The 24603-nt window shown below is 45.4% G+C and carries 24 protein-coding genes; 6 read left to right on the plus strand and 18 right to left on the minus strand.

The features are described from left to right. The first annotated feature begins 209 nt into the window (after window positions 1-209). Window positions 210-629 (plus strand): secondary thiamine-phosphate synthase enzyme YjbQ, encoded by a 420-nt coding sequence (locus H9L11_RS04885; RefSeq protein ID WP_005381271.1) that lies wholly within the window; start codon window positions 210-212, stop codon window positions 627-629. Between the two features lie 38 nt (window positions 630-667). On the opposite strand, the gene alr is transcribed toward H9L11_RS04885, so the two are convergent. Both alr and H9L11_RS04895 read right to left on the minus strand, forming a co-directional pair. Further along, window positions 668-1744, minus strand: a complete 1077-nt coding sequence (alr, locus tag H9L11_RS04890) for an alanine racemase (RefSeq protein WP_205391090.1) — start codon at window positions 1742-1744, stop codon at window positions 668-670. Between the two features lie 13 nt (window positions 1745-1757). Further along, entirely contained in the window at window positions 1758-3158 is a 1401-nt protein-coding gene (locus H9L11_RS04895) for a replicative DNA helicase (protein WP_005382759.1), read from the minus strand. A 221-nt stretch (window positions 3159-3379) separates the two neighbouring features. Here H9L11_RS04895 and H9L11_RS04900 point away from each other — a divergent pair, with 221 nt between their 5' ends. Then, a complete protein-coding gene (locus tag H9L11_RS04900; RefSeq protein WP_005381276.1) occupies window positions 3380-4144 on the plus strand; it encodes a DUF481 domain-containing protein in 765 nt (254 codons plus the stop codon). A 77-nt stretch (window positions 4145-4221) separates the two neighbouring features. On the opposite strand, the gene rplI is transcribed toward H9L11_RS04900, so the two are convergent. From rplI to pilM, 14 genes are all read right to left on the minus strand, one after another. Next, on the minus strand, window positions 4222-4674 hold the full coding sequence (gene rplI / locus H9L11_RS04905) for a 50S ribosomal protein L9 (RefSeq protein WP_005382760.1): 453 nt from the start codon (window positions 4672-4674) through the stop codon (window positions 4222-4224). A gap of 33 nt (window positions 4675-4707) precedes the next feature. Continuing rightward, entirely contained in the window at window positions 4708-4935 is a 228-nt protein-coding gene (gene rpsR / locus H9L11_RS04910) for a 30S ribosomal protein S18 (RefSeq protein WP_000090472.1), read from the minus strand. A gap of 16 nt (window positions 4936-4951) precedes the next feature. Then, window positions 4952-5254 (minus strand): primosomal replication protein N, encoded by a 303-nt coding sequence (gene priB / locus H9L11_RS04915; RefSeq protein WP_005381298.1) that lies wholly within the window; start codon window positions 5252-5254, stop codon window positions 4952-4954. Between the two features lie 8 nt (window positions 5255-5262). Next, the gene (gene rpsF / locus H9L11_RS04920) at window positions 5263-5652 is read right to left on the minus strand and encodes a 30S ribosomal protein S6 (protein ID WP_005381299.1); all 390 of its coding nucleotides are present in this window, start codon (window positions 5650-5652) and stop codon (window positions 5263-5265) included. Between the two features lie 244 nt (window positions 5653-5896). Further along, the gene (rpe, locus tag H9L11_RS04925; protein ID WP_005381300.1) at window positions 5897-6568 is read right to left on the minus strand and encodes a ribulose-phosphate 3-epimerase; all 672 of its coding nucleotides are present in this window, start codon (window positions 6566-6568) and stop codon (window positions 5897-5899) included. A gap of 92 nt (window positions 6569-6660) precedes the next feature. After that, window positions 6661-7500: a Dam family site-specific DNA-(adenine-N6)-methyltransferase gene (locus H9L11_RS04930; protein ID WP_005381301.1), complete on the minus strand. Its 840-nt coding sequence runs from the start codon at window positions 7498-7500 to the stop codon at window positions 6661-6663. Window positions 7501-7569: 69 nt separating this feature from the next. Next, complete coding sequence (locus H9L11_RS04935) at window positions 7570-9081, minus strand: AAA family ATPase (protein ID WP_205391020.1); 1512 nt, start codon at window positions 9079-9081, stop codon at window positions 7570-7572. Window positions 9082-9133: 52 nt separating this feature from the next. Continuing rightward, entirely contained in the window at window positions 9134-10234 is a 1101-nt protein-coding gene (gene aroB, locus H9L11_RS04940) for a 3-dehydroquinate synthase (RefSeq protein WP_005381318.1), read from the minus strand. Between the two features lie 32 nt (window positions 10235-10266). Then, complete coding sequence (gene aroK / locus H9L11_RS04945; protein WP_005381319.1) at window positions 10267-10785, minus strand: shikimate kinase AroK; 519 nt, start codon at window positions 10783-10785, stop codon at window positions 10267-10269. A gap of 187 nt (window positions 10786-10972) precedes the next feature. Continuing rightward, window positions 10973-12718, minus strand: a complete 1746-nt coding sequence (locus H9L11_RS04950; protein ID WP_033907306.1) for a type IV pilus secretin PilQ family protein — start codon at window positions 12716-12718, stop codon at window positions 10973-10975. Between the two features lie 25 nt (window positions 12719-12743). Then, the gene (locus tag H9L11_RS04955; protein ID WP_005382766.1) at window positions 12744-13259 is read right to left on the minus strand and encodes a pilus assembly protein PilP; all 516 of its coding nucleotides are present in this window, start codon (window positions 13257-13259) and stop codon (window positions 12744-12746) included. Continuing rightward, the gene (pilO, locus tag H9L11_RS04960; RefSeq protein ID WP_033907305.1) at window positions 13249-13842 is read right to left on the minus strand and encodes a type 4a pilus biogenesis protein PilO; all 594 of its coding nucleotides are present in this window, start codon (window positions 13840-13842) and stop codon (window positions 13249-13251) included. The genes H9L11_RS04955 and pilO overlap by 11 nt, the downstream gene beginning before the upstream one ends. Next, window positions 13835-14410 (minus strand): PilN domain-containing protein, encoded by a 576-nt coding sequence (locus H9L11_RS04965; protein WP_005381323.1) that lies wholly within the window; start codon window positions 14408-14410, stop codon window positions 13835-13837. The genes pilO and H9L11_RS04965 overlap by 8 nt, the downstream gene beginning before the upstream one ends. Further along, window positions 14394-15410: a type IV pilus assembly protein PilM gene (pilM, locus tag H9L11_RS04970; RefSeq protein WP_033907304.1), complete on the minus strand. Its 1017-nt coding sequence runs from the start codon at window positions 15408-15410 to the stop codon at window positions 14394-14396. The genes H9L11_RS04965 and pilM overlap by 17 nt, the downstream gene beginning before the upstream one ends. A 144-nt stretch (window positions 15411-15554) precedes the next feature. On the opposite strand from pilM, the gene H9L11_RS04975 reads away from it, so the two are divergent. After that, complete coding sequence (locus H9L11_RS04975; RefSeq protein WP_033907303.1) at window positions 15555-18116, plus strand: PBP1A family penicillin-binding protein; 2562 nt, start codon at window positions 15555-15557, stop codon at window positions 18114-18116. 53 nt (window positions 18117-18169) lie between these two features. Here the strand turns inward: H9L11_RS04975 and oxyR are convergent, their stop codons facing one another. Next, window positions 18170-19081 (minus strand): DNA-binding transcriptional regulator OxyR, encoded by a 912-nt coding sequence (gene oxyR / locus H9L11_RS04980; protein WP_005381326.1) that lies wholly within the window; start codon window positions 19079-19081, stop codon window positions 18170-18172. A gap of 169 nt (window positions 19082-19250) precedes the next feature. On the opposite strand from oxyR, the gene H9L11_RS04985 reads away from it, so the two are divergent. From H9L11_RS04985 to H9L11_RS04995, 3 genes are all read left to right on the plus strand, one after another. After that, complete coding sequence (locus H9L11_RS04985) at window positions 19251-19979, plus strand: redoxin family protein (protein ID WP_005382781.1); 729 nt, start codon at window positions 19251-19253, stop codon at window positions 19977-19979. A gap of 191 nt (window positions 19980-20170) precedes the next feature. Further along, window positions 20171-21643: a dihydrolipoyl dehydrogenase gene (locus H9L11_RS04990; RefSeq protein ID WP_205391021.1), complete on the plus strand. Its 1473-nt coding sequence runs from the start codon at window positions 20171-20173 to the stop codon at window positions 21641-21643. A gap of 372 nt (window positions 21644-22015) precedes the next feature. Beyond that, window positions 22016-22297 carry a DUF3624 domain-containing protein gene (locus H9L11_RS04995; protein ID WP_025768083.1) on the plus strand — a complete coding sequence of 94 codons (282 nt, stop codon included), beginning with the start codon at window positions 22016-22018 and terminating at the stop codon, window positions 22295-22297. Window positions 22298-22491: 194 nt separating this feature from the next. On the opposite strand, the gene argH is transcribed toward H9L11_RS04995, so the two are convergent. Continuing rightward, window positions 22492-24366, minus strand: coding sequence for an argininosuccinate lyase (gene argH, locus H9L11_RS05000; RefSeq protein ID WP_017633526.1), 1875 nt, complete (start codon window positions 24364-24366; stop codon window positions 22492-22494). Window positions 24367-24603 lie beyond the last annotated feature (237 nt).

Here is a 24603-nt window from a genome sequence, read left to right on the forward strand (position 1 = left end):
TGGGCAAATTGCCACAAAACAAGTCTTTGTAATTTTTTTTCAGGCGCCAATTATGACCGAGAGCTTTTACACTCACATTGAGTTAGGTCACGTTCCCTGCCCTGAAATTGAACATTCATTTACGATGACAAGAATCATATCATTTACTAATGACAGGCTCTAATTGGAATAGGATAGACGCCAATTTATAAATTTCCAAAGGAACACGTATGTGGGCACAAAAAACACTGCAATTAAAAGCGAGAAGCCGCGGTTTTCACCTGATAACTGATGAAATTGAACAACAATTACCACAAATAAACGAACTTTCAGTAGGTTTATTACACTTATTTATTCAGCACACCTCCGCCAGTTTGACCTTAAATGAGAATGCTGATCCAACCGTGCGTATGGACATGGAAGCGCACTTCAATAAGTTTGTGCCAGAGCGTGCTCCTTATTATCAGCACACCTATGAAGGTGACGACGACATGCCGGCACATATTAAAGCATCACTGCTTGGCAGTAGTGTGACGGTACCAATCCAAAATGGTCGATTAGCTTTAGGAACATGGCAAGGTATTTACTTGGGTGAGCATCGAGACTTTGGTGGCGGCCGCCGCGTTATTGCTACGATTAATGGTGAGTAGATAAAACAAAGGCTAACCTTGGGTTAGCCTTTCGTTGTTTATTTGGAGTATTCCATCTCGACGCGAGGCGTTAGCTTAGTCACGAGTTCATACGCAATCGTACCAATGTGACCCGCCACTTCTTCTACTGGGAGCTCTTTCCCCCAAAGAATCGCTTCGTCGCTGACTTTATCCGTTGCGTCTGGTCCCAAATCGACCGTCAGCATATCCATGGAAACTCGACCTGCAATAGGTACTTTACGGCCATTAACCCACACCGGCGTACCGTTTGGAGCACTTCTTGGGTAACCGTCGCCATACCCTACAGCGATGACCCCAACTTTTGTATCTCGCTCACTGGTCCAAATACCACCATAGCCAACACTTTCGCCCTTCTTCACTTCACGTACCGCAATAAGGTGGGATTTAAGTGTCATGACAGGCTGATACCCAAGATCTTGCGCCGTTTTGTCATCGAATGGTGACACACCATACATGATAATACCCGAACGAACCCAATCTAAATGGCTTTGAGGCCATGCCAATAACCCCGCAGATGCCGCCAGTGAACGTTCCCCTTGGCAACCAGAAGTCAACGATTTAAACAGCTCAATCTGTTGTGGGGTAATATCGCTATCCAGCTCATCTGCACAGCCAAAGTGGCTCATGTAACGCAACGGTTTCGCTACATTTGGACACTCCTTCAGCCGCGTTACAAAGTCGTCATATTGTTCAGGACGAACCCCAAGGCGGTGCATGCCACTGTCAATCTTCAGCCACACGACAACCGGAGTTTCAAGGTCTGCTTGCTCCAAGGCGATAAGCTGCTCTTCACAGTGCACCACGGTTTGGATGTTGTTCGTCACAAGAACAGGTAAATCACCAGGAGAGTAAAAACCTTCTAGCAATAGAATCGGCTTTACTACTCCACAAGCGCGCAGTTGCAATGCTTCTTCAATGCGAGCCACGCCAAACGCATCCGCATGGTTAGCATGTTTTGCGACATGACGTAATCCGTGACCATAACCATTGGCCTTGACGACAGCCATCACTTTACTTTGTGGCGCTTGAGCTTTTACGCGCTGTAAGTTGTGCTGCAACGCAGACAAATCAATGCACGCCTTGGCCGCTTTCATATAGCTCATGGAATTACTCATCATCAATATCGAATGCAGGACCCGCGTAGTTGTCGAAACGCGAATGTTGACCTTGGAAAGTGAGGCGAACAGAGCCGATAGGACCGTTACGCTGTTTACCAATAATGATTTCGGCCGTACCTTTGTACGGACTATCTGGGTGATAAACCTCATCACGGTAGATGAACATGATCAAGTCGGCATCCTGCTCGATGGAACCGGATTCACGCAAGTCCGAGTTTACTGGTCGTTTATCCGCACGTTGCTCTAGGGAACGGTTTAGCTGCGACAGTGCCACAACAGGCACATTTAGCTCTTTTGCCAGCGCCTTAAGAGAGCGAGAGATCTCAGCAATCTCAAGAGTACGGTTATCGGTTAACGAAGGCACGCGCATCAACTGAAGGTAGTCGACCATGATCATCGATAGACCGCCATGTTCACGAGCGATACGGCGAGCGCGCGAACGCACTTCGGTCGGAGTTAGACCAGAGCTATCATCAATGTACATATTTTTCTTCTGCATCAGGATACCCATAGTAGAAGAAATACGCGCCCAATCTTCGTCATCTAGCTGACCCGTACGGATCTTGGTTTGGTCTACACGAGACAAAGAGGCCAACATACGCATCATCAACTGTTCAGCTGGCATCTCTAACGAGAAAATAAGTACGGGCTTTTCTTGTTGCATGGCCGCATTTTCACACAAGTTCATCGCAAAGGTCGTTTTACCCATCGATGGACGCGCTGCGACAATCACCAAATCAGAGCCTTGCAAACCTGCGGTTTTCTTATTGAGATCTGTGAAACCGGTATCGACCCCCGTAACACCATCTTGTGGCGTTTTATACAACAACTCGATACGTTCTAACGTCTTTTCGAGGATGTTGTCGACGTTTTGTGGTCCTTCGTTTTCACTAGTTCGAGACTCGGCGATAGCAAAAACTTTACTCTCCGCCATGTCTATTAAATCTTCAGAACTGCGACCTTGAGGGTCATAGCCCGCGTCCGCAATTTCATTCGCGACACCAATAAGGCCACGAACAATCGCACGCTCAGCGACAATATCAGCATACGCATTGATGTTAGCTGCACTTGGCGTATTCTTCGCCAAGTCAGCGAGGTAAGCAAAACCGCCTACATCTTCTAACAACTCGTGACGCTCTAGATACTCCGATAAAGTAATAAGATCGAGAGGTTTACCCGCTTCAAGAATGGTTTTTACACCTTCAAAAATCAGGCGGTGTGGACGACTATAGAAATCACTGCTCACAACACGTTCGGCAACGGTGTCCCAACGTTCATTATCCAGTAAAAGACCACCAATTACTGATTGCTCGGCTTCTAGTGAGTGAGGTGGCACTTTGATTGCGTCGACCTGACTGTCTGAAGGTTTGCGATTTCTGTTTTCCGCCATGACTTTGCTCGATAACTACTATTGACCCACGATTATAACCTTAACCTAACTGAGATGCTTCCCCGAAGCGACAATTACTTGTTAAGAAATCATCATGTGAACCACCCATGTAATAGCCTGGTTCTTCCGCCTAGCTCTAATAAAAATTAACCTACCATTGACCCAACCAAATATCTGTATCAGTATCATGCCCCTCCTTTTTGATTACGTTCGAGGTTGATGTGTCCCGATACTGGTTACTTAGCTTTAGCCTACTGTGCGCTAGTGCATCGTATGCTGACGAATCAGTACAGCCAGAGCAAAATATTGATGTACCCGACCCACTAAAAACCGAGGTGGAGTTCGGCTATCAAGCTCACACAGGTAACACGGACTCTCGTTCCCTGAATGCTCGTTTGAGTGCTGAATATACGTCAGGTCGACACCGTTCTAATGGTGAATGGAAGTACTACAACTTGTACAAAGACGGTGAAGAAGACAAACGCTCATCCACCTACTCCCTACAGAGTGACTACAAGTTAGGCCCTAAGACATATTTGTATGGCAGCTTTAAAGGGGTGGATTCTCGCTACAGTGCTTATTTTAAAGACTATACGTTGTCAGGTGGTTTGGGTTACCAGTTCTCCTACACTGAGAACTTCATTTTAGAGGTAGAAGTAGGCCCTGGTTTTCGCTATCAAGAGCCAAACTTAGACGAAATAGATGATGACGATATTGTCTTTCCCGATATCGTTAGAGAAGGCATTTTTCGAGGAAATATCAACACAACTTGGCATGCGTTGGATAATTTAAGTTTCGCAGCTGATATTACGTTGGTAACAGGTAGAAGTAACACACGTACTGATAGTGAACTCAGTGTAACCAATGATATTACTGAAGATATCGCACTGAAACTGGCGCACTCTCGTCAGTATCACGATAAAGTGCCTGAAGGCTTAAGCAAAGCGGACAGCGTATTTTCCGTTAATTTACTTTTCGCTTTTTAACCCTTTTTCTCTCAGTTTTAGAAATAAAAAAAGCACCTCCGAGGAGGTGCTTTTTAGTATTTCGTCTTGATACTGAATTACTCAGCAGCAACAACTTGTAGGTTAACTGTCGCGAAAACTTCAGAGTGAAGTTGAACGCTGATCTCGAACTCACCAGTGTTACGTAGAGCACCTTCAGGAAGGCGAACTTCGCTCTTAGCAACTTCAACGCCTGCAGCTGTGATAGCGTCAGCGATGTCACGAGTACCGATAGAACCGAATAGTTTGCCTTCGTCACCAGCTTTAGAAGCGATAACTACCGCTTCTAGAGCGTTAACTTTCTCTGCGCGAGCTTCTGCAGCAGCTAGTTGCTCAGCAACTTTAGCTTCTAGTTCAGCACGACGAGCTTCAAACATTTCAACGTTAGCTTTAGTTGCCATAACTGCTTTACCTTGTGGGATAAGGAAGTTACGAGCGTAGCCAGATTTAACGTTTGCAGTATCGCCAAGACCACCTAGGTTACCAATTTTATCAAGTAGAATAACTTGCATTGCTTAATCCTCTTTCTTAATAAAATGAACCGATTACTGATGCTTGTCAGTGTACGGTAGTAGAGCTAGGTAGCGTGAACGCTTGATAGCACGTGCTAGTTGACGCTGGTACTTAGCGCTTGTACCAGTGATACGGCTAGGTACGATTTTACCAGCTTCAGTGATGTAGTTTTTAAGAGTTGCTACGTCTTTGTAATCAATCTCTTGTACGCCTTCTGCAGTGAAACGGCAGAATTTACGACGACGGAAGAAACGAGCCATGGGCTATCTCCTGATCTTAAATTTGAGTAATGTTGTCGGCGTGTAACACTAATTTTCCCACGCCATTTCGGCCGGTTTGATAAGTGACAAAACCACTTACCTTAATGTTACTGCCTTGAACTAAATTCTGAGTTAGTGCTTGTGACCCAAGCCCGCTGACGACTACCGGCATACGACAATAAACTTGTCGAGGTAAGTCAGCTTCGATAATAGTAGAGCGATGCTCCAGCCAAAACCGACAGTGTTCAATGCCACCAGGGCTTTTACTACGAATGGGCGGTTTGGCAATGGTGCCGCTCAGCTCCATTCGATTGGCCATAAGAAAACTTACTCAGCAGCTTCTGACTTAGCTTCAGGCTTAGCTTCAGAACGCTCTTCACGACGTGGAGCACGCTCTTCTTTTTGCTTAAGCATGATAGATTGCTCAGTGATCGCTGCTTTAGTACGCATGATCATGTTACGTAGAACTGCATCGTTGAAACGGAAAGCAGTTTCTAGCTCATCAATTACAGCTTGGTCAGCTTCAACGTTCATAAGAACGTAGTGAGCTTTGTGAAGCTTGTTGATTGGGTAAGCCAGTTGACGACGGCCCCAGTCTTCTAGACGGTGGATTTTACCGCCAGCTTCAGTGATTGAACCAGTGTAACGCTCGATCATGCCAGCAACTTGCTCGCTTTGATCTGGGTGCACCATGAATACGATTTCGTAATGACGCATTGGTTGCTCCTTACGGATTATTCAGCTTCCACAAATGGCTCAGTCGTCCAGAGGAAGCAAGGAACTAAAGATAATTGACTGAGTTTAAGGAGCACGAATAGTACAGAAAGGGCGTAAAATAGGCAAGTGATTATTTGCTCAGCGCAGTGGATATTTAATTTCTTCTAATACTAGAAAACACAAAGGCTGCCAACAAGCTGGCAGCCTTTAAAATCAGCGTGTTATTGCGCTGGCTTATCGGTGCTTATTTAACTTCAGCCAGTTCAGCGCGCATTTGATCGATCACTTGTTTGTAATCTGGCTCACCGAAAATCGCCGAGCCTGCAACAAACATGTCTGCGCCCGCTTCTGCAATTTCACGAATGTTGTCAACCTTCACACCGCCATCGATTTCTAAGCGGATATCACGACCAGACTCGTCAATCATCTTACGAACGGCACGCAGTTTATCTAGTGTATGAGGAATGAATGATTGACCACCAAAACCAGGGTTTACCGACATCAGTAGAATCATGTCGACTTTATCCATAATAAATTCAAGACTTGCAAGTGGCGTTGCTGGGTTTAGTACCACACCAGCCTGACAGCCGTGCTCTTTAATTAACTGCAGTGTACGGTCTACATGATCAGAAGCTTCTACATGGAACGTAATCATCGACGCACCCGCTTTTGCGAAATCAGGAATAATACGGTCAACGGGTTTCACCATTAGGTGAACATCGATTGGCGCTGTGATGCCATAATCGCGTAGTGCTTTACACACAGGCGCACCAAAAGTCAGGTTTGGTACATAGTGGTTATCCATAACGTCGAAATGCACCACATCCGCACCCGCTGCGAGTACTTTTTCTACATCTTCACCGAGACGAGCAAAATCTGCCGATAAAATGGATGGAGCAATAAGAAAATCTTTCATACCTGACCTCAGTAGTAATGAGCAAACAATCTGCGCGCAATTCTACCGAAGCCAGTGGGGAGATCCACTATTTAGATATAATAGTGTGAGAATTAAGAGTTTGATTTATCCATGTCTGGGGCATGAAAAAGCGCAAGTAGCTCATCAACTTTATTACGACCGTTACCATTACGGCTAATGGTACGCTTTACTTTTACCACATTAAGATCCGCACCGTGATACAACCGACGTGTCAAGGTAGTGTCGTGGTTAGAAATCAACACAGGAATGCCACGTTCAGTCGCTGTTCTTTCAGCAATGTCGGCTAATGCAGCTTGGTCGTCCAACGTGAAACCATTACCTGCGTATGAGGTGAAATTTGCCGTATTTGAAAGCGGCGCATAAGGTGGATCGCAATACACGACGCTCCCTTTGCGCGCACGACGAAATGTTTCAGGATAACCTTCACAAACGAACGTAGCTTTTTTGGCTTTTTCTGCAAAAAACTCCAGTTCCGCCTCAGGGAAATACGGTTTTTTGTAAGAGCCAAACGGTACATTGAAGCCACCTTTTTTGTTGTAACGGCATAGGCCATTAAAACCAAAGCGGTTCATGTACAAAAACGCTAAAGAGCGGTACATCACGTCATCGGTTTTATTAAATTCAGCGCGAATGTGTAGGTAGGCTTCTTTGCGGTTGTTCTCAGCGACAAACCAACGCTTCGCTTCAGAGATATACTCTTCAGGGCGTTCTTTCAGCAGGTTGTACAGATTGATCAAATCTGGATTGATATCTGCAAGTAGATAATGGTCATAATCGGTATTCAGGAACACTGAGCCCGCACCAACAAAAGGTTCAACTAGCTTTCGAGCCGGCGGCAAATGACGTTGGATGTCTTCAACCAGTCCGTATTTTCCTCCTGCCCATTTAAGAAAGGCTCGTTGCTTTTTCATCTACTGCTCTATCTATCGACCAAAAATTAAGGCTGCGGAATGTAACATATTTTTCAGGGAAGCTCAGGTTTATTTCACTCGTTCAATTTCACGGTGAACCTGACGGAGTGATTTTGCCCAAGGACTCACCGACTTAACCGAATCTGGCAAGCTTGCGACGGCATCACGAGCCATTTGAATTGTCGGATAATCTTGATATGTGATGATATACCACTCGGTGTCATTACGAACGGTAGGATAAATTCGCACTTGATTATTCAGTTGATGCTCATTGAGAAAGGATTGTACATCTTCCATTGAGGTCATAGCTGCGAGTTGTAAAGTATAAGCTCTTGGCGATAGCGCTTTTAGTTCTTCACGAGCAAATGAAAACTTCACAACAGGTTGGTTTGCCTCACCCTCTTCTGACTGAGCAGGTGCTTGCGTCATATCTTGATTCGGTTTTACGACTTTAATCAAAGGGGAGCTAGTTTCATCGGCGGTTTCTGTCTTCTCAGTACCTACGACATCATCAATCGCTTTTGTGTCTGCTGAATCAGCTTTACCTTCAAGCAATGCATCGACCACATTCGACTCAATCACCACTCTTTGTTGATTGTCATCACTGCCTACGCTCGCTACTTCTTCTGTCACAGCTGGCGGTAATGAATCAGAATCATCAACCGCACCAGACTTATCAAGACTGCTAGAGCCATCGGTTACAGGTTGCAGTGAAGACTGCGCTGCACTGACTCCTGACTCTTCAAAAGTTGGAATAGCCGTTTGCTCTAAACTGCCAGCAATTTGCTGCGCTTTATCATCAGGACTTGGTTGACTAAGCATCCACCAATAGCCACCAGCAGCAAGCAACAGTAAGACTAATACCACCAACGCAATATTCAGGGGTGAACCGACAATCGAGCGGATAATGATCCTTTTTTCCACTTTCATCTCTCCTAACGCCATGATGTCACCCGGTACTGGGTCGACTTTTTTAAATGCATCTCGAACCCGTTTCTCAGACTCATCATCGACGTAGCGCGCAACAAGTGACTCAAAGAAACGACGAGCTTCCACTTCGGACAACATATCAATATCAAGCTCAACAGGCTTTATCTCTTGTCCATAACTGAGACGTGCTAGCAAACCGTCTAAACGTCCAGACTGTGTAAACAGTAAGACATTGATGGTCCAATTTGGCTTATGGTGCGCCTCTAAGACCAGCATCCAAAGCTCAGAGATAAGTGTCTCACTCAATAAATGCGCATCATCTACAACAATTGCAATGTCACACGCCTCATCACCTAAAAGCCTTTCAAGGCTATCAAGTAAAGGCTCTTGCTGATTAAACAATGCGTCTGAAACCAGTTGACTCAAAATAAGGACGCGATGCTGCACATCGTCTTGATTAGAATGACAAAGTAACAAACATTGATTCTTGTTACTGGCACCCACTTCAAGGTATCGCTGCGCTAACCAAGATTTCCCGTACCCATCATGACCATTAATCGCAACGAGATTGGAACCAAAGTTAGTCAGTAGACCTAATCTATCAAGCAACTCGATTTGAGAATCTAATTCCAGTACATGAGCAACACTCATCTAATAACCTTAATACACTACAAGAATGACGCCCAAAGGCGCCATTACAAGGTTAAATATCGCGACCGAAGTCTATTGCCTGCTTGAGTACGTCTTGCGTCGTATCAGCAATTACCTCGGCAGTGCCAATGCCTGTAGGCAAAACCAATCGTAATTGACCAGAGAGGACTTTCTTATCTCGCATCATGTGCTTGATGAAGTCATCGAAATTCATACTGTCTGGAGTATGCACAGGCAGTTTTGCACGACGCAAAATCGCAACAATACGCTCAAATTGCTCTTCCGAGATCAGACCGCGTAGATGCGACGTTTTGGCCGCCATAACAGTGCCGGAAGATACCGCTTCACCATGCAGCCAATTGCCATAGCCAAGTTCCGCTTCAATCGCATGACCAAAGGTGTGACCTAAGTTAAGCAAAGCACGGATGCCCGACTCTTTCTCATCCTGAGCCACCACTTCCGCTTTTATTTCACAGCAACGTGCGATCGCATAAGTTAGTGCTTCTTCATCCAACGCATACAAGCGCTCAAGATTGTCTTCTAACCATACAAAAAAATCTGCATCGTAAATAATGCCGTACTTAATGACTTCGGCGATACCCGCAGCGAACTCACGTTCAGGCAACGTCGACAGGCAGTTGGTATCAATGATCACGGCTTTAGGTTGGTAAAACGCACCTATCATGTTCTTACCCAACGGATGGTTAACCGCGGTTTTTCCACCAACCGAAGAGTCCACTTGGGATAGTAATGTGGTCGGTATTTGAATAAAGTCGACCCCACGCTGGTAACAGGCAGACGCAAAACCCACAAGGTCGCCAATAACACCACCACCTAACGCGATGATCACAACATCACGAGCATAACTCCCTTCCAGTAAGAAGTTCATTACTTGATTAAATACATCCAAGTTTTTGTACTGTTCACCGTCAGGCAATTCTAACAAGGATGCACTACAACCGAGCTGCTCGAGTTGCTTTAAAATTTTGTCTGCATACAAAGGCGCCACTGTGACATTACTGATCACAACAACTTTTTGTTTTGCATTTTTGTTTGAGAGAACTTGAGAGAGGTACGCCGGGTCCTCAAATAACCCGGCGCCAATAGAGATTGGGTAGCTACGCTCAGCTAGGTTGACCGTAATCCGTTCCATCGGTTTGCTCCAATTAAAAAAAAGATAAAGACTTATCTCTCTTCTAGCATTTTTACGATCTGGTTGGCTACCACTTTTGCACTTTGATCGTCAGTGCGAACAGTGTAATCCGCTACTTCTTCATATAAAGGATTACGTTCTTCAGCTAATTGCTCCAGTACTTCGCGAGGGTTATCCGTTTGAAGTAAAGGACGCTTCTTGTCGCGGTTTGTACGCGCAAGTTGCTTTTCAATCGTCGTTTCTAAGTAAACAACAACACCACGTGCCGAAAGACGATTGCGGTTTTCTTTGCTCTTAACAGAGCCACCGCCAGTCGCAAGCACGATGCCTTGCTCTTGTGTTAGGTCTTCAAGTACCGCTTCTTCACGCTTGCGGAAGCCTTCTTCACCTTCTACATCAAAAACCCAAGAGATGTCTGCACCAGTGCGTTCTTCGATCACTGTATCGGAGTCAACAAACTCCATATGCAGTTGCTGTGCTAGATGTCTACCAATTGTACTTTTGCCGGCGCCCATTGGGCCAACAAGGAAAATATTACGTTTCTCAGCCATGTTTAGCAGTAATTTACAACATTGATTCAATAAGATCGCCACAAGAAAACACAGCTAAACTGCTGTTCTACAAGGCTTGTGGCACCAGTTCCTCACAGATAATTCGTGATAAGACCCGAAATTATCCAAGCATGGTGCCACTATTGCAACTTTATTTTTGATTTAATCAGTTTTTCCCGAGACAGAACTACTGAATCACCACCTTAGGCGTGACGAAAATTAACAGCTCACTTTTGCCAACATTTTCATAGCTTCGACGAAAAAGCGCACCTAATAGCGGCAGATCGCCCAACAAAGGCACTTTGTCCACCGAGTTAGTAATGCTGTGCTGAAAAATACCACCAAGAACGACCGTTTCACCATTATTCACTAACACTTGCGTCCCGATACGTTGAGTATCAATCGCAACAGCTTCACCAGTGCCTGTCTTCACGACTTGTCCAGGTCTATCTTGCGTGACACTTAAATCCAACACTAAGCGGTTATCCGGTGTGATTTGCGGGGTCACCTTCAAACTTAATACCGCCTTTTTGAACGTCACCGTCGTTGCACCACTTGATGATGACTCTAGGTAAGGAATCTCTGTACCTTGTTCGATATAGGCTGGTTTCTTATTGGTAGTGATCAAACGTGGGCTCGAGATAATCTCAGCTTTAGACTCTTGTTGCAGCGCAGAAAGTTCCAAATCAAGTAGTGTGTCTGATCCTAACTTCGCAACTTGGAAAGCAAGACTGGTCGCATTCGGGCTGGTTGCAGCTAAGTTTACATTTAGGAAGTCATCGATCCCCACTCCATCACCGTCACCACCGTCGTCGCCCCCTTCTCCATTATAAAGACCGATCGTGGCGAGGTTGTTCTCAATAGAACCGCCCACTGTATTACTGCCATTAATAGATGTAAAACCCCAACGAATCCCTAACTCGTCCATGTTACCTTCATTGATGGTCACAATACGAGCCTCAATTTGAACCTGTTTAACTGGAATATCCAAAGACTCAATAATTTCTCGAATCACCTCGATGTTTTCAGGTAACTCTCTAATCAATAACGAGTTAGTTCGCTCATCAATGGTCATACTGCCGCGCTCTGACAGCATGCTGATATTTCCTTCTCCATTGATCATCTCCGCAATATCTGATGCTTTAGCAAAATTAACTTTGATGATTTCAGATGAAAGCTCTCCCATTTCTTCCGTCAATTTTTGTTTTTCTAACTGCTGCTTCTCACGCAAGTCCAACTCATCAGTCGGAGCAACTAAAATCACGTTGCCATCAACACGCTTATCTAACCCCTTAACTTGCAAAATAATATCCAGCACTTGCTGCCAAGGGACACCATCAAGACGAAGCGTGAGGTTGCCTTCTACAGAGTCGGAGACAACCAAATTGAATTGGTTGTAATCAGCAATAAGCTGCAAGACGTTTCGCACAGGAATATCTTGGAAGTTAATCGAAATAAGCTTACCTTCTCTTTCTAAAATGCTTTTATCTGGGGCTTTCTCATTGGGTTTGATCTTCGCTACTTTGATTTCCAAAAAACGCCCCGTTAAACGGTAATCATGCATGTATTCTTCATTGATGTGCGCAACCAAGCGCGTAGTTGAGGTATAGCGAAACACTTCTACGCTCTCAACCACAGTCGAAAAGTCTTTCACGTCTAGGAGATACAATTGCTCGTCTTTTACTGAAGTGTTAAGCAAATCGATACTTAACCCTTCCTGTACACGCTTGATATCTACAATCGCGGCCGGTGACGCCAATTCGACGACAATCACGGCGTCTTTATCTTTATTAGTTCGAAAGTCGATACTTTTTAGGGCATTGGACGAAACTTCTTCAGCTGCCGCTAAAGGGGCTAAAAATACAAACAACCATAAGGAGAAGAGCCCAGTAAGTATCCTTGGTGTACGTGTTAATCCTTGTCTCATTTTCATTACTCAATATCAAAAATAAATGGGGCTATCTCAAAGCCAACTTAACTTTACGTTTTTGCCAACATCCTAAGCCGTCGGGCAACGTTTCATTAATCAACAAGTAGGAGTGGCTGACATGGGTCACTTTGCCATTATTGCGTCCGAGGTATTGACCCGGCTTAACTTTATAGACGGTGCCATTGGGAGCCTGAACAAGGCCAGAAACCGTGTTATCCATGCCCATGACACCTTTCAAACGTAATTGGCTTAATGGGAATTTTTCTAATTTACCAGTTCGCCTTCTTGAGGGCGGTTGCCAACAATCTTTTCTTGCAACTGGCTGAGTCGCGATAGTGGCTTCTTTGGGTAATTCAAAGGGTGCACGCTGTACTTCCGGTGCGTACGTGACTGCAACATATTTGTCTGCGGGCTTAAGCTTCTCGACCTCTCGACGCGCCTGTGTTTCCACTCCTCGAATAAAATCCGTCAATGATTCATCATTCGCCTGGCAACCCATCAATAGAGAACCCATCAGTACCAGCAACAAAGACTTACTTGTCATTTTTCGTCTCCTCCGGCTTAAACTGATAGGTGTTAGCGCGCACCCGAAAGTGCAGGGTTTCACTCTCTTGGCTGACACGTTGCCAAGTCACATCTTTAAACGTGATGATTCGAGGTAGCGTCGCTATCGCCTGAGAAAAATGGCCGATGTCATGAAAGTCGCCCGTTAACTCTATGTTTAAAGGAAGACGATAAAGGAAGTGCTCTGATTGTTTTTCGCCCCAGTCGATTCGGGTGAAAGTCAGCTTATTGTCGATGCCAAGCTCATTCACTGAAGCGAGCATTGTAGCCAGCTCTTTTTGCGCAGGCAGTTGTTGCAGTAATAACTCGTAACGAGTGGTAAGTTCATCCAATTGAGATTGAAGCTGAGGCAACGCTGCCACTTTGTTCGCTTTGATCTTCAATGCCACCTTGAGTGTCTGCTCCTGCTGGATCAAGTGATTCAACTGTTCTTCTTTCGGTTTAAGGTAAAACCAATAACCTAAGCCTTGAATCGCCATGATCAGAAGCGCGATTACTACAATCTGGGGCAACAATGGCCACTCGGCCATTTCATCTATTTCGAGATCCTGCCAATCAACCACGTTGAGCCTCCAATTTCTTCTCCGTTACTTTGAACATGAAAGACACTTTGAATGTTTGAAACTCTTTCCCAAAACGGGCTTTGCCGTGAACGATGGAATGCATTTCTACGTCGTTCAACTTGGCCGAGCGCTCCATGTTGTCCAGCATCGTGGCAAGTTTTGGAGTGCTATCTGAGATCCCAGAGATCTCAATTTCCAGATCATTCATTTTGATCTTGTCGACATATACACCTTCAGGGATAACGGCAGGCATTAAGTTCATGAACTCGGTCGTTTTGTTTCGTCCGTTTTGTAAACCTTCAACGACCTTTAGACGTTCGAGGATTTTGCTGTGCTCTTGCTCTGCAATTTTCATTGCTTCAATACGCTGGTCGAGTTCGGCAATGTAGTGAGTGAGGTAATCGAGCCGCTCCTGTTGTTGATCTTGTTGGTACTCAAAAAACTTTCCAATACCCCACTGGATGCCAACAGCGACCAACATGCCTAATGCGACCAAACTGATGAAACGACGTCGGTGCTCTTCTCTTTGATTCTCTCGCCAAGGAAGTAAATTAATGCGATAAAGCACGGGCACCTCCTAGCCAATGAATGCCACGAACGGCCAGTCCGGCTGCTGTTGAGAAATGCTGCCAATCCACAGCGCGACGCTTACGCTTAGACACCTTCATCTCAAATAGCCCTAGCGGATTTAGCAATTCACACTCTAACGACAATTGTTGAGACAACTCCTCTGCGAGCATGGGAGTGGAGGCCCCTTCCCCTGATAACCAGATACCCTTGATGTTTTGTGAGCCATTGATTGAGGTATAGAGCTGCATCTGGCGCTTTACTCGCTCTACGATTTGACGGTTAAACAGCTCTGTTTTCTCCTGAGCATCATCGGACAGAAAATCGACTGGAGAAGCGCTGTTTGCTCCGCGTGTGCCGTAAGCAAACTCTTTGTGAAACAGTTCACCTTGTTCGGTAAACATGGTGAAGGAGCTCGATAAGGTGCCAATATCGAGTAAGCAGTATTTGTTTTTGTCAGGAAAGCGATCGGCGGTGAGCTTCCAGATATGACCAAGGCTTTGCGAATGCACGTCCACTAAAACAGGTTTTAGTCCGGACTTTTGTAATGCATCGACTCGGCCTTCTACCACATCTTTTCTTGTCGCAAACACTTGATAGCTATCACTGCCACTCTGCCCGCCCTCCGCGAGAAGACGAACGAAGTCTAAACTCAGCTCTTCGACAGGGAATGGCGATTGATGAGAAAAGGCTTGTATCACTGCAAACTCAACTTCACTCTCTTCAAGATTTTGTTCTATTTGCAGTTTCTTGCTAATTACCGAGTTATCAGGAACTGAAATCGCAACTTTTTTAGCGCCAAAAGGCAGTTCTTTTTTTATCTGCTTGAGGGTCTTTACAATTTCTTGATGATTTATGGTGTTATTTTCAGCGACAATACCTTCCTTTAGTAATATTTCTTTGTAACCCAACAGAGCGTAATTGTTGCCTGTGGGTTTAAGTACTACGGCTTTGAGGCTGTTATGGCCTATATCGATGCCGGTAACGATTAGCTTATCCATCTCTTACTCTCGCTCCGAAATTTCTTCGTGCAAAGGTTGTTATTAGCATCCAAATAAGAGTTAATATCTCTTATGTGCTAAATTTTTGACCTAAGAGTACAAGGGTTTGCCGTTACACAGCCTCAACCAATCAGGGATTCTCCGGTGAAGTTCATAAAGCGTTTATTATTTTTAACATTGATTTGCATAATTCTTGGAGTCACCACAATATTTGGCTTCTATCAGTACGTGAAGCCTGAATTGCCAGATGTTGCAACTCTAAAAGACGTTGAATTACAAACACCTATGAAGGTGTTTAGTCAAGACGGGAAGCTGATCGCACAGTTCGGTGAAAAGCGTCGTATTCCTGTTACTTATGACGAAATTCCTCAAGACTTAATTCACGCGCTCATCGCAACCGAAGATAGTCGTTTCTATGAGCATCCTGGTATCGACCCTATCGGCATCACTCGTGCAGCGGTTGTTGTTGCGGTTTCAGGCTCGGCTAAACAGGGTGCAAGTACGATTACGCAACAGCTAGCTCGTAACTTCTTCTTATCTAATGAGAAGAAGATCATGCGTAAGATTAAAGAGATTTTTATTGCTATCCATATTGAGCAGCTTTTAAGTAAGCAAGAAATCATGGAGCTTTATGTCAATAAAATCTTCCTTGGTTACCGCTCATATGGCTTTGGTGCTGCCGCTCAAGTGTATTTTGGCAAGAGCCTTGATGAATTGACGTTAAGTGAGATTGCAACACTCGCTGGTATGCCAAAAGCGCCATCAACCATGAACCCAATTTACTCTCTTGAGCGCGCAACAAAACGCCGTAACGTTGTATTAATGCGAATGCTTGATGAGAAATACATTACACAAGAGCAGTATGACGAAGCACGCAATGAGCCTATTGTGGCGCGTTATCATAGCGCTGAGATTGAGCTTTCCGCACCTTACGTAGCAGAGTTGGCTCGTGCATGGGCAGTAAAAGAATACGGTGAAGAGGAAGCTTATACCTCTGGCTTGAATATCTACATGACTGTGGATTCTAAACTGCAAGATGCTGCAAATACGTCTGCGGTAAATAACCTCTTGTCATACGATGAACGTCATGGCTACCGTGGTGCAGAAAGTGTGCTTTGGAAAGAAGGGGAAGCGACCTGGGACAATGAGCAAATAGAAAAGCACCTGAAGAAACAGCCAACTTATGGTGACCTTTACCCTGCGGTTGTGACGAAAGTCGATGATAAGACGGCACAAGTATGGGTTAAGAACCATGAAGAGCAAACCATCCCTTGGACTGGAATGCACTGGGCGCGTAAGTACATTACTGATAACCGCCAAGGCTCAACACCAAAGTCAGCGCATGATGTGCTAGCGACAGGTCAACAAGTTTGGGTTCGCGAAGTAAGTGAAACCGATGAAGATGACAACACAACACTGAGCTGGAAACTGAGCCAAGTGCCGACAGCAAACACCGCGTTTGTTGCGATGAACCCAGAAAATGGCGCGATATTGTCGCTGGTTGGTGGTTTCAACTTTGTTCACAGCAAGTTTAACCGTGCAACCATGTCAGTGCGTCAGGTTGGTTCAAGTATCAAGCCTTTCATCTACTCGGCAGCAATTGACAAAGGGCTGACTCTAGCGACTTTGATTAACGATGCGCCAATTAACAAGTGGGATGCAGGTTCTGGTTCAGCTTGGCGACCAAAAAACTCACCACCAACTTATGGTGGCCCAACGCGTCTTCGCCTCGGCTTAGCTCAATCAAAAAACGTCATGGCAGTGCGTACACTCCGTGAAGTTGGCCTCGAGGAGACACGTCAGTACCTTACTCGTTTCGGTTTTGATATTAACCAAGTACCGCGTTCAGAGACCATCGCACTCGGAGCTGGCAGCTTAACACCAATGAAAGTGGCACAAGGTTACTCTGTGTTTGCGAACGGTGGTTATTACGTTGAACCATTCTATGTAGAACGCGTGGAAGATGCATTCGGTGAAGTACTGTTTAAAGCCAATCCAAAGAGTGTTTGTCATAAGGATTGTCCGCAAATGAGCGAGCAGCCAGAAAATCGCTACGCTGATGAATTTGGCGAACAAGACGTCGCAATTGATGGCCTTGCAACAGACAATGCCCTTGAAAATGATGAACCTCAATATGCACCACAAGTTATCTCTGAACAGAATGCATTCTTAATGCGTGAGATGATGTACAGCAACATTTGGGGTGGCGGTAACTGGCGTGAAGGCACAGGTTGGAATGGTACAGGCTGGCGCGCGCAAAAACTTGGTCGTCGTGATATCGGGGGTAAAACGGGTACAACGAATGATTCCAAGGATGCTTGGTACAATGGCTATGGACCTGGTGTCGTTGCCATAGCTTGGGTTGGCTTTGATGATCACTCACGTGCACTTGGCCGCACCACCGTTAACAGCAACCTAGGGCAAGGCCAAATTTCTGGTGCCGAGTCGGGTGCGAAAACCGCAGAGCCTGCTTGGATTGACTTCATGCGTGTTGCGCTAGAAGGGACGCCGGAGCAAGGTAAAAATATTCCAGAGGATATTATTCGAGTTCGTATTGATCGCAACAGCGGTATGCTAACGCACAAAGTAGATAGCACATCAATGTTCGAATACTTTGAAAAAGGCACGGAGCCTACCGAATACGCTGGCGACCGTTTAGAAGATAGTATTTATTCTTCAGGCTCTGGCGCAGAAGAACTGTTCTAAATAACAAAAGCACAAGGGAGAGCATCAAGCTCTCCCTTTTTTATTTCTGCTTTTTATGCTGCAGCATTCAATGATGGATAAGAAGCCAAAACCTCTTTAATCTTCGCTGCTAAAGCTTCAAACCTAGCTCGTAATGGTGAGCCCGGACGGTATACGAGAACGATATTACGCGAGGGGGTTGGGTTAACAGCTGGTACGTAGCATACGCCATCTTTTTGCTTCTCATTAGGGATAGAAAGCTGAGGCAATAACGTAATCCCCGCACCGGCAGCAACCATGTTGCGTAACGTCTCCAAGCTGGTGGCTTTAAAACGCTCATCGTCTTTTGCACCAGCGGCAAAACAAAAACCTAACGCTTGATCTCGCAGACAGTGGCCGTCTCCCAACGCTAAAACGGTTTTACCATTCAGCTCCAACATATCAACATGGTCGAGAGAGGCCCACTCATGGTCACATGGCACTGCGACACTTAATGGCTCTTGATACACTTCGATCTCTTTAAATGGCGCAGTTTCATCAACCGAAGCTAAAACTAAGCAATCTAGTTTGCCTTCTTCCAATTGACGCACTAATTGATGTGTTTGAGCTTCGTGAAGAAATAGCTCCAGCTCAGGAAATGCTTCTTTTATCTGCGGCAGAATTTTGGGTAGTAGATAAGGCCCAACCGTCGGGATGAAACCAATATGCATCGGTCCAGTCATGGCTCCGCTTTGACCGCTTGCCATATCTCTGAAGGTTTTCACTTCACTTAAGATGCGTTTAGCCTGCTCCACCAGCTGTAACCCTGAATCGGTAAACAAAACACGTCGGCTGCTTCGCTCTAAAAGCGTGGTCCCGAGTTCATCCTCTAGTTTACGAATTTGCCCACTCAATGTTGGCTGGCTAACAAAACATGCCTCTGCCGCTTTGCGAAAGTGCTTATGTTCCGCAAGTGCAACTAAGTACTCAAAATCTCGAATATTCATAATTCACGCTTCGCTTCTTTAACAATAGCTAATACCTATCAAAACCATAACACCAAACGATTAGAGCTATCAAAGGATTTTTACAATAATGGGCTCAACAAAACGAAACAGAGCGACGAAAAACGCTAAGCTCTATACGCATAATTTAAAATAGTTAAAGGAAATCATTATGTTTGTATCTAAAGAAGGTCAACAAGTCCCTCAAGTTACTTTTCCAGTTCGTCAAGGTGACTCTTGGGTGAATGTAACGACCGATGAGCTATTTAAAGGTAAGACCGTTATCGTATTTAGCTTACCGGGTGCATTTACTCCAACATGTTCATCAAGCCATCTACCTCGTTACAACGAATTGTTCCCTGTATTTAAAGAGCACGGAGTGGATGAGATTATTTGTGTCTCGGTCAATGATACGTTCGTGATGAATGCATGGAAACAAGACCAAGAAGCAGAAAACATTACCTTCATCCCGGATGGTAATGGTGAATTCACCGATGGCATGGGTATGTTAGTGGATAAAAACGACATCGGCTTTGGCAAACGTTCATGGCGTTACAGCATGCTAGTAAAAGATGGCGTAGTGGAAAAAATGTTCATTGAGCCAAACGAACCAGGCGACCCATTCAAGGTGTCAGACGCAGATACGATGCTGAACTACATAGCGCCTGACTACAAAACGCAAGAATCCATCACGGTGTTCACTAAACCAGGCTGCCCTTTCTGTATGAAAGCGAAACAAAATCTGATTGACCACGGTCTTCAATATGAAGAAGTGATTCTGGGTAAAGACGCAACAACAGTTAGTCTACGAGCTATATCTGGTCGCACGACTGTTCCACAAGTCTTTATCGGTGGCAAGCACATCGGCGGTAGCGAAGAGCTAGAAGCGTATCTAGGCTAAGCTGTCCATAGCCTACACCCTCGGTCTCCGGTGCCTTTTGGCTCGGAGGCCAACCCTAAACCACTTCTTCTACTAGTCTAGATAAGTAGTCATCTGCCAATAAGGTGACTACTTATCCAGATTCAACTATCCAATTTACTCTCCAAGCTCAATGTAGCTAGCTTGGCTTAAAACAAAAGCGAGAGTTCACGATGAAACAAGTTAATGTCGACGTAGCGATTATTGGTGGCGGGACGGCTGGTCTTGGTGCTTATCGAGCAGCAAAAGCTCATACCAACAGCGTGGTAATGATTGAGGGCGGTCCCTACGGAACAACCTGTGCTCGTGTCGGATGCATGCCGTCTAAGCTGTTAATTGCGGCAGCAGAAAGTGTTCATCAAATCGAAAAAGCACCTGGATTTGGGATACACCCGCAAGGTGAAGTACGAATTAACGGACGAGAAGTTATGGATCGTGTAAAGCGCGAACGCGATCGTTTTGTTGGCTTTGTGCTTGAAAGTGTCGATGATATTCCCGCTGAAGACAAACCATCGGGCTACGCGAAGTTTGCCGATGACCACACTCTCATCATAGATGATCATACTCAGGTCACCGCACAGCGCATTGTTATTGCGACAGGATCTCGTCCAGCATATCCGGCAGCTTGGAATGAACTGGGTGATCGCCTAGTGATTAACGATGATGTATTTGACTGGGATGACTTACCAGAGTCCGTTGCAGTATTTGGCCCAGGAGTCATCGGCCTTGAATTGGGTCAGGCTTTACACCGCCTAGGAGTAAACGTGAAGCTCTTTGGCCTTGGAGGACAAGTGGGCCCACTGACAGACCCAGAGGTGATGGCGTATGCAGATAAAGCCTTTAAGGAAGAGTTCTACCTAGATGCAGATGTAAAAGTCGAAAGCATGAAACGCATTGCTTCGTCAGACAATGACGGCGAAGACAAGGTCGAAATCCAATTCATCAACCATGATGGTGAATTAGAAACTTTCGTTGTCGATTACGTATTGGCCGCAACGGGTCGTCGTCCAAACGTCGATAAGCTGGCGATCGAGAACACCAATGTGGCTCTCGATGAACGTGGCGTACCAACGGCGGATCACTACACATTGCAAACTTCGGTAGAGAGCATCTTCATCGCAGGTGATGCAAGTAACCAAATTCCACTGCTGCACGAAGCCGCTGACCAAGGCCGTATTGCTGGAGACAACGCAGGCCGTTTCCCAGATATTCGTGCGGGTCTGCGTCGCTCACCAATTTCAGCCGTGTTCTCCGACCCTCAAATTGCTATGGTTGGCGAAACATATAAACAACTAGAAACACGTCTAGGCACATGTGGATGTTTCGCAACCGGTGAAGTCTCGTTTGAAAATCAAGGACGTTCGCGCGTCATGCTTCGTAATAAAGGCATTCTGCATGTCTACGGAGAGCAAGGCACTGGACGTTTTTTAGGTGCAGAAATGATGGGCCCGAATGCAGAGCATCTTGCTCACCTTTTAGCATGGGCGCACCAAAATAGGATGACGATTTCTGAGATGTTAGATATGCCCTTCTATCACCCAGTGATTGAAGAAGGCGTCCGCACCGCTCTACGTGATTTGAATGCAAAACTACACTTAGGGCCAGAAATGGTGAAACATTGTCTTGACTGCGGCCCTGGCTGCTAACGCTTTCAGGCTTCTATCTAAATATAAAGCAAAGCCTCGTCATCAACGAGGCTTTGCTTTACTACTTCGGTGCAATGAAATCTCTCTTACGCTGCCATCATTGCATAGCGGCTGACCATACAAATCGCGACAACACCGATCATAAAGAACCCACCAGCGATACTCAGCGCAAGTTTCAACTCTGTCGACATCATTATATTTCCTGTTAAAGACTGACAGCACACCATACATCAATTACGTGCCACAAAGCTTTTACAAAGCTAACTTTCCATTTTTGGTTGTGTCATGGCGCTCTAAGCCCGTGTAAGAAACGCTTTCCACCATTTAGTTAGATATATAATCTGAAGCAACACTAATGGTTTGGAAAACACTATGACTTGTCGCCGCTGCGAGGAACATTGGTTTTGGAAAAAACTTGGACGTTGCCAACGATGCTTGGATCAATTGACGGTACTTTCTGTACTGTGTTGGATTGTGTGGTGGTTTACGCTCAAAGATGATCCACAAAGCATCGAGTCGATCGCTTTGATCTTTGCCGGCTTCGCTTTCAACGTTTTGTTGTTTCTACACTTATGGATGCGTTTTGTCATCTTGCCTTGGCAACGTCGAAAGGGACAAAAAAAGGCCAATAAAAAAGAGAAAAGTGACAGATAGAAAAAAGCCCCAAAACCAATGTCAGTTCTGGGGCTCTCTTAGATTCTTCTAAGAAAAAGCAGTGGTACTTTAATAGACCGGGCTTCCTCTCAAAGGTTCCAAATTTTTTCGATTTTTTTAGCGAATACTGATGTAAGTAAACAGGAAAATGACTATGTCATTGAATGCTAATAAAATCACTCCACAACTTCAGTTCATGCCACATGCGTTTTTTGGATCACTTGCTCCATTAAATTGATCTCAAGCGCTACCTCATCACATGCATGTTGACGTGGGCACTGATCGCAATCTTTCAGAACTTTCTCCGGCAGTAATGACTTCGATGTCGGTAAAAAGCTTTGCTTCATAAAGAACTCAGGCGTTCGCGTTAGAACAAAGACTTTCTTGATCGCCATCTGGCGCGCTTTCTCAACCAAATAGTTCACAATCGCACTGCCCTGCCCTTGGCCTTGCCAGCCCGCTTCGATACCAAGAGAGCGTATTTCAGCCAACCCTGAGTCATACACATATAGAGAAGCGCAACCCGTCACTTCACCATGATGCTCAGCCACCGCGAAAGAGCCAATATCTCTCACGAGCTCATTACGAGAGCGCGGAAGATTCTCACCAAGGTTCGCCCAGTAAGCAACCATACCTTCCAGCGTTTCAATGTCCGTCAAACGTGCAGGACGCACTTTCACCGCCGAGCTGTCACGCTGGCTCAGGCGCTTATCCGCTTGTTCTACCGCGTAAGCGACCTGGTGAGGCGAAACCCCCCCCAAAGCACAACGCTTTTCCAAACACGAATCGATAGTCAGAATGTCATACACATCATCTTCAATCACCTCAGAGAAGGCTTTTAGCTCTTGCAGAGACAATTCTTCCAGCGCACAGCCTTTAGCAATAGCACCAACGACCGCGACACCGACGATGTGGTGAGCTTCACGGAATGGGATGCCTTTCGCCACTAGGTAATCAGCCAACTCAGTCGAGTTTGCGTAACCTTGTTTCGCCGCTTCTAGTGTGCGCTCGCCATTCACTTTAATACCGTCAAAACACAGAGCTGCCATTTCCATGCAGTCGTTCCATGTATCTAAAGCGTCAAACAACCCTTCTTTATCTTCCTGCATGTCTTTGTTGTACGCCAATGGCAAGGCTTTAACTGTCATCATCATGCTCGATAATGCGCCATAGACACGCCCTGTCTTACCACGGATCAACTCAAGTGCATCTGGGTTTTTCTTCTGTGGCATTAATGACGAACCAGATGTCACCGTATCCGCTAACTCAATGAAGTTTGACTCGCCTGAATTGTAGAAGATCATATCTTCTGCAAGACGAGAAAGGTGAAGCATAGAAATCGACGCCACCGACATCAGTTCCATCACATGATCACGATCTGAAACCGAATCGAGTGAATTACGCGTAGCACGGTGGAAACCGAGATTATGTGCTAATTGTTCGCGATCAATCGGATAAGCCGTTCCCGCTAACGCACCCGAGCCAAGTGGACAAGTGTCGAGACGCTGTAAGGCATCATTCAGACGAGAGTAGTCACGCTCGAACATTTCAACATAAGCCAAGCACCAGTGAGCAAAGGTTACAGGTTGAGCACGCTGAAGATGAGTATAGCCTGGCAATACGGTGCCTTGGTGCTGTTTAGCAACATGGACCATTTGTGCTTGTAGGCGATCTAAAGCAATCAATAATTGCTGACCTTGCTGACGACACCAAAGTTTCAAGTCTGTGGCGACTTGGTCATTCCGAGAACGCCCAGTGTGGAGTTTTTTACCTAAATCTCCCACTTTACTGATTAGCTGCTGTTCAACCCAAGAGTGGATATCTTCTGCATCAGAGCGAAGAATTTGGTGAGGGTCTTCCATCACTTCTAACTTCAGCTCATTTAAAGCAAGTTCCAGTTTCTGCTGTTCTTCTGCCGATAGCACATCAACAGAAAGCAGAGCTTTAGACCATGCGATTGAACCTACGATGTCTTGCTCAGCCAATCGGTAGTCAAAACGCAACGAATCATTGAACTCTTTAAATCTGGTGTCTGCCGCTTGGGTAAATCTTCCGCCCCATAATGCCATTGCGTCTCTCCTGATGACTATTGCTTACTCTAACGTTCTCGAATGAGTAGTAACCAATTTGATGGTCATTTGCTCACTTTTTCTTATGGGTCAACGTTACGGCAATTTCGATAAAAAATAAAGTATAAATTCAATATTTTTACATATATATTCAAACAAACTTTAGATACTCGCTTTTAGAAACCAAAAGACCCGCCTATAAATGGCGGGTCTTTATTCAATCCAAGATGGATGTTA

Source organism: Vibrio sp. sp1 (assembly GCF_016920955.1).
In the GTDB taxonomy this organism is placed as follows: Bacteria; Pseudomonadota; Gammaproteobacteria; order Enterobacterales; family Vibrionaceae; genus Vibrio; species Vibrio alginolyticus.

What these genes read in the sequence shown, in the direction of transcription:
- pilM (WP_033907304.1), bottom strand. Translation starts at nt 15,410, where the DNA reads ATGGATAAGCTAATCGTTACCGGCATCGATATAGGCCATAACAGCCTC.
- oxyR (WP_005381326.1), bottom strand. Translation starts at nt 19,081, where the DNA reads ATGAATATTCGAGATTTTGAGTACTTAGTTGCACTTGCGGAACATAAG.
- H9L11_RS04930 (WP_005381301.1), bottom strand. Translation starts at nt 7,500, where the DNA reads ATGAAAAAGCAACGAGCCTTTCTTAAATGGGCAGGAGGAAAATACGGA.
- alr (WP_205391090.1), bottom strand. Translation starts at nt 1,744, where the DNA reads ATGAAAGCGGCCAAGGCGTGCATTGATTTGTCTGCGTTGCAGCACAAC.
- rpsF (WP_005381299.1), bottom strand. Translation starts at nt 5,652, where the DNA reads ATGCGTCATTACGAAATCGTATTCATGGTGCACCCAGATCAAAGCGAG.
- H9L11_RS04995 (WP_025768083.1), top strand. Translation starts at nt 22,016, where the DNA reads ATGACTTGTCGCCGCTGCGAGGAACATTGGTTTTGGAAAAAACTTGGA.
- H9L11_RS04935 (WP_205391020.1), bottom strand. Translation starts at nt 9,081, where the DNA reads ATGAGTGTTGCTCATGTACTGGAATTAGATTCTCAAATCGAGTTGCTT.
- H9L11_RS04985 (WP_005382781.1), top strand. Translation starts at nt 19,251, where the DNA reads ATGTTTGTATCTAAAGAAGGTCAACAAGTCCCTCAAGTTACTTTTCCA.
- H9L11_RS04885 (WP_005381271.1), top strand. Translation starts at nt 210, where the DNA reads ATGTGGGCACAAAAAACACTGCAATTAAAAGCGAGAAGCCGCGGTTTT.
- H9L11_RS04950 (WP_033907306.1), bottom strand. Translation starts at nt 12,718, where the DNA reads ATGAAAATGAGACAAGGATTAACACGTACACCAAGGATACTTACTGGG.
- aroB (WP_005381318.1), bottom strand. Translation starts at nt 10,234, where the DNA reads ATGGAACGGATTACGGTCAACCTAGCTGAGCGTAGCTACCCAATCTCT.
- H9L11_RS04990 (WP_205391021.1), top strand. Translation starts at nt 20,171, where the DNA reads ATGAAACAAGTTAATGTCGACGTAGCGATTATTGGTGGCGGGACGGCT.
- rpe (WP_005381300.1), bottom strand. Translation starts at nt 6,568, where the DNA reads ATGAAAGATTTTCTTATTGCTCCATCCATTTTATCGGCAGATTTTGCT.
- rpsR (WP_000090472.1), bottom strand. Translation starts at nt 4,935, where the DNA reads ATGGCTCGTTTCTTCCGTCGTCGTAAATTCTGCCGTTTCACTGCAGAA.
- rplI (WP_005382760.1), bottom strand. Translation starts at nt 4,674, where the DNA reads ATGCAAGTTATTCTACTTGATAAAATTGGTAACCTAGGTGGTCTTGGC.
- H9L11_RS04955 (WP_005382766.1), bottom strand. Translation starts at nt 13,259, where the DNA reads ATGACAAGTAAGTCTTTGTTGCTGGTACTGATGGGTTCTCTATTGATG.
- H9L11_RS04895 (WP_005382759.1), bottom strand. Translation starts at nt 3,158, where the DNA reads ATGGCGGAAAACAGAAATCGCAAACCTTCAGACAGTCAGGTCGACGCA.
- priB (WP_005381298.1), bottom strand. Translation starts at nt 5,254, where the DNA reads ATGGCCAATCGAATGGAGCTGAGCGGCACCATTGCCAAACCGCCCATT.
- argH (WP_017633526.1), bottom strand. Translation starts at nt 24,366, where the DNA reads ATGGCATTATGGGGCGGAAGATTTACCCAAGCGGCAGACACCAGATTT.
- aroK (WP_005381319.1), bottom strand. Translation starts at nt 10,785, where the DNA reads ATGGCTGAGAAACGTAATATTTTCCTTGTTGGCCCAATGGGCGCCGGC.